At 32.1% G+C, this 4,111-nt stretch carries 2 protein-coding genes and 1 pseudogene; all 3 read left to right on the forward strand.

All coding sequences use genetic code 11. From position 1 onward, the window contains the following. The first annotated feature begins 142 nt into the window (after positions 1-142). A pseudogene (locus ABYK18_RS11920) lies at positions 143-643 on the forward strand (transposase). Positions 644-737: 94 nt separating this feature from the next. Next, positions 738-2,297, forward strand: coding sequence for a diguanylate cyclase (locus tag ABYK18_RS11925; protein WP_373036900.1), 1,560 nt, complete (start codon positions 738-740; stop codon positions 2,295-2,297). 320 nt (positions 2,298-2,617) lie between these two features. Then, positions 2,618-4,111 (forward strand): nitrate- and nitrite sensing domain-containing protein (locus tag ABYK18_RS11930; RefSeq protein ID WP_373036901.1); only part of this gene is annotated, 1,494 nt, incomplete at its 3' end.

The raw sequence follows: 4,111 nt of genomic DNA on the forward strand, positions 1-4,111 counted from the left end.
AAGAAGGAATGGTAGATTCAGACCTGTATAAGTTTCAGACCAAAAAATCAACAAAAGGAGTAAGTTAAACCATTGTCGCTTAAGGTTACTATTCGTAAAAAATCCTACGAAAATCTGCCTAATTTAATTCCGCGCTTGACAAATAGATGGTCTTAATGGCTTTAATGAAGCTATCAAAGCAGTTTATCCTAAAGCTGAGATACAAAGATGTATCGTGCATCAGATAAGAAGCTCTTTGAAGTTTGTATCTTGAAAAGATAGAAAGGCAGTTGCTGAAGATCTTAAGTCAGTTTATTCAGCTCATAATGAAGAAGATGCACAACTTGCACTTACAGACTTCAATGATATTTGGGGTAAAAAGTATCCAAATATTACAGCTTCCTGGCAAACTCACTGGTCTGAACTTTCAACTTTTTTCAAATATCCAGATTTTGTGAGAAAGCTAATTTATACTACAAATCCTATAGAATCTTTAAATGCAACAATAAAAAGGAAGACTAAATCCAAAGGCTCGTTCCCGACTGTAGAATCTGCTTTTAAAGTTATGTATCTAGCCACACAGGAGCAACAAGAAAAATGGAATATGTCTAGTATAAGAAATTGGTTTGAGATTTATCCCCAACTTAGTATATTTTTTAGCTAAATTATGTCAAAATATATCAACTGATTTGGAAATAAAAGGTGGTTTACATAGTTTATTTTACGGTCTCTTGATTTGTTAAATTTAAGGTAGTGTAGTGATTTATATATATTTTATTTATGGTTTGTCATTTTTCTCGTTGGGTCTTGCCGTGTTGTTATACCCGAAGATGTCCGTCTTTATCAGATTAGGTAAGCATTTCTGGATGATAGGAGTATTTGGTATTATTCATGGAATAAGTGAATGGATTGACATGTTTGCATATATAGAGCAAACTAAAACACCGATAGTTGAGATGATAAGCTTCGTGATTTTACCGCTATCTTACCTATTTTTACTATACTTTGGACTCATCTCTCTTTTGGAACAAAAAAAATCATCACTTACTCGTATAAAATTTATTATAATCATTCTTATTTTGATGTTTTTAGTGTTTTCTTTTCAAAGTAATAACCTCTATCTAGAAGGAAATATATGGGCACGATATCTATTTGGCATCCCTGGAATCTTCTTAACTTCATATGTACTATTTATGCATAAAGATGCGAAAGGAATGGAGACCTTTACATCAGCAAAAGCTTACTTGTTTATTTTGAGCTTATCTTTTTTCTTTTATGGAATTTTTGCAGGAATTGTTGTTCCCAAAGCACCACTGTTAATGGCTTCGATTATAAACTATGTAAGTTTTCAAGAATACTTTGGAGTGCCTGTTCAAATCTTTCGTGCTTTTACTGGAGTGGTCTCCGCATTTGCTGCTATTGGTCTATTTAAATTATTGCGACATAAAACGGAAATGGATATGTTAAAGCTTTCAAGTGCAATTGAATATAGCGGAGATAGTGTTGTAATAACGGATATAGATGGAATTATTGAATATGTAAATCCTGCGTTTGAGCAACAAACAGGCTTTACAAAACAAGAAGCAATCGGTAAAAAGCCAAATATATTAAAATCAGGAACTCACTCAACCGACTTTTACGAAAATAAAATATGGGCAACTATTTTATCAAAAGATATGTTTAGAGGTTACTTAATAAATAAAAAGAAAAATGGTGAGCTTTATCATGAGTACAAAGCAATTGCACCAATTATTGGACAAAAAGGCAATATAAGCTATTTTGTATCAAGTGGAAAAGATGTTACCGAGCATATGCTGCTAGAACAAAAACTTAAGGAACAAGCTACAACAGACAAGCTGACAGGTCTCCCAAACCGTTTGAGATTTGATGAAGTGCTTCACTACTCTATAGATAGGGCTAAAAGATATAAAGTAAATTTGTCAGTCATCTTATTTGATATAGATAACTTTAAAGAAGTAAATGATACGTATGGACATCTTTGCGGTGATGATGTTCTTAAAATGATTGCTAAGATTGGACATGATACTATCAGAAAAAGTGATTTGATTGCGCGTTGGGGCGGGGAGGAATTTATCATACTCCAGCCAGACATCCCATCTGATGAAGCGCAAATTTTAGCAGAGCGATTAAGACACGCTATAGAATCATACAACTTTAAAGATGTTGGAAAGGTAACTGCAAGTTTTGGAGTGACAAATTTTAAAGAAGATGACACAAGTGACTCATTTATCAAACGAGCAGATGATACCCTGTATTTGGCTAAAGAATATGGAAGAAATCGAGTAGAAGTAAAATAGGTTATTATTGGACTGTTCAGATTTAAACTATACTATGATTTCTTAAATGTGTGACTAAAGTTTTTGTAATTGGATTACTCAGTTCATAAATCATTTAGCGCCTCAATATTATCGAAAAATATTTCTCTAAAGCAATCATACAATATTTTTTGCAACTTAGAACTATTCACAAATTCAATTCTTATAAAATTAATTATATCTTATTATATAAAAACTAATTCAATATTTAAAATTATATTCATATTTTATAGAAACTAGCTATTTTTTTGATACAATATTTTCTAATTTATATATCCAAAAGTCAACTGAAGGAATCATATATGCAACTAGACTTAAAATCAAAACTACTTTTTTTAACTTCGGTTCCTATAATCGTCATCTTCATCTTATCCATCGGCAGGATTGTCAACGATATTAATGTAAAACAAGAATTTGAAACTACAAAAAAGCATATTGTTGAAGCTAGAGCTATCTCTAGAGTAATTCATACTATGCAGATAGAAAGAGGTCTCAGCAACGGCTTTGTAACAAAAGGTGATGCAAATGATACGGAATCCCTTGCAAAAGCAAGAGAAAATTTTGACAGAGCCATGGAAGCCACAAAATCTGTCTATTTTTTTAAAAATATAGATTTTTTATATATCTCAAATGATTTGACATCAATAAGAAAGAAAGTCGATAATTTTGATATATCGACAAAAGGAGTTATGAGTTTCTATACAAAGCATATTAAAGCACTTATCGATTTTACAAAAAGCATGCCAAGCATGATAAATGACAGAGAAAACAGAAATCTTATCCAAGCATACAGTTATCTCTTATCGTCAAAAGAGTCTTTGGGGCAAATAAGAGCAAAACTCAATGAAGTTTTAATAATAAACAGCTTTTCAGATGCCGATTTTATATTTGTAAGTGAACAACTCCATAACTATAATAGTAACCTTGATAGATTTGAAAAAACGCTTTTTGATTACAATGAGCTGATTAACTATTATCGTAAAAGTTTGGACAATGTTTCCACTCAAGAAACATTTAAAATAATAGACTCTGCTCTTAAGAACAGAGATACATTAAATTTAGGTGTTGATGCATCGCATTGGTTTGAAAATTCAACAAAAACTATAGATAAACTCAAAGAAGTAGAAGATAAACTCTTTACAATCTTATATAAAACTATTAATGCAGAGATAAATAGTATTGTTTTTACTATGACTGCAATTGTCTTTTTTCTGTTTTTAATGATAACTGCTGTTATATTTTTTACAATTACATCTGTTAAAAAAATCTTGTCTCTTACAAATCAATTTAGCGAAGATTTTGAAGACTCATTGACGCTTTTAGAACAGTACAGGGCAACAGTAGATAAAAGTTTTATCGTCTCAAAAACAGACCCTAAAGGAATCATCAGCTATGCAAATGAAACCTTTTGCAAGATAAGCGGATATACAGAGGCTGAGCTGGTAGGAAAGCCCCACAACATAATTAGGCATCCGGATATGCCAAAAGAAATCTTTAAAGAGATGTGGCACACCATAAAAGAACTAAAACGACCTTGGAGCGGTGAAGTCAAAAATCGTGCCAAAGACGGTTCTGCCTATTGGATGAATACTTTTATAAACCCTATTCTAGATAAAGAAGGTAATATCATAGAATATATTGCTATAAGAATGGATATAACCATGATTCAAGAGGACAAAGAGCGCATCAAAGAGAGTCTGGGTATCAGCATGTCAAACTACGAAGAGGCACGTCACCTTGCAAACGAGTATGAGGATGCTATGAATGCAACCTGGAGTATCATCAGAACAGATACT

This window comes from Sulfurimonas sp., from assembly GCF_041563495.1.
Lineage (GTDB): Bacteria > Campylobacterota > Campylobacteria > Campylobacterales > Sulfurimonadaceae > Sulfurimonas.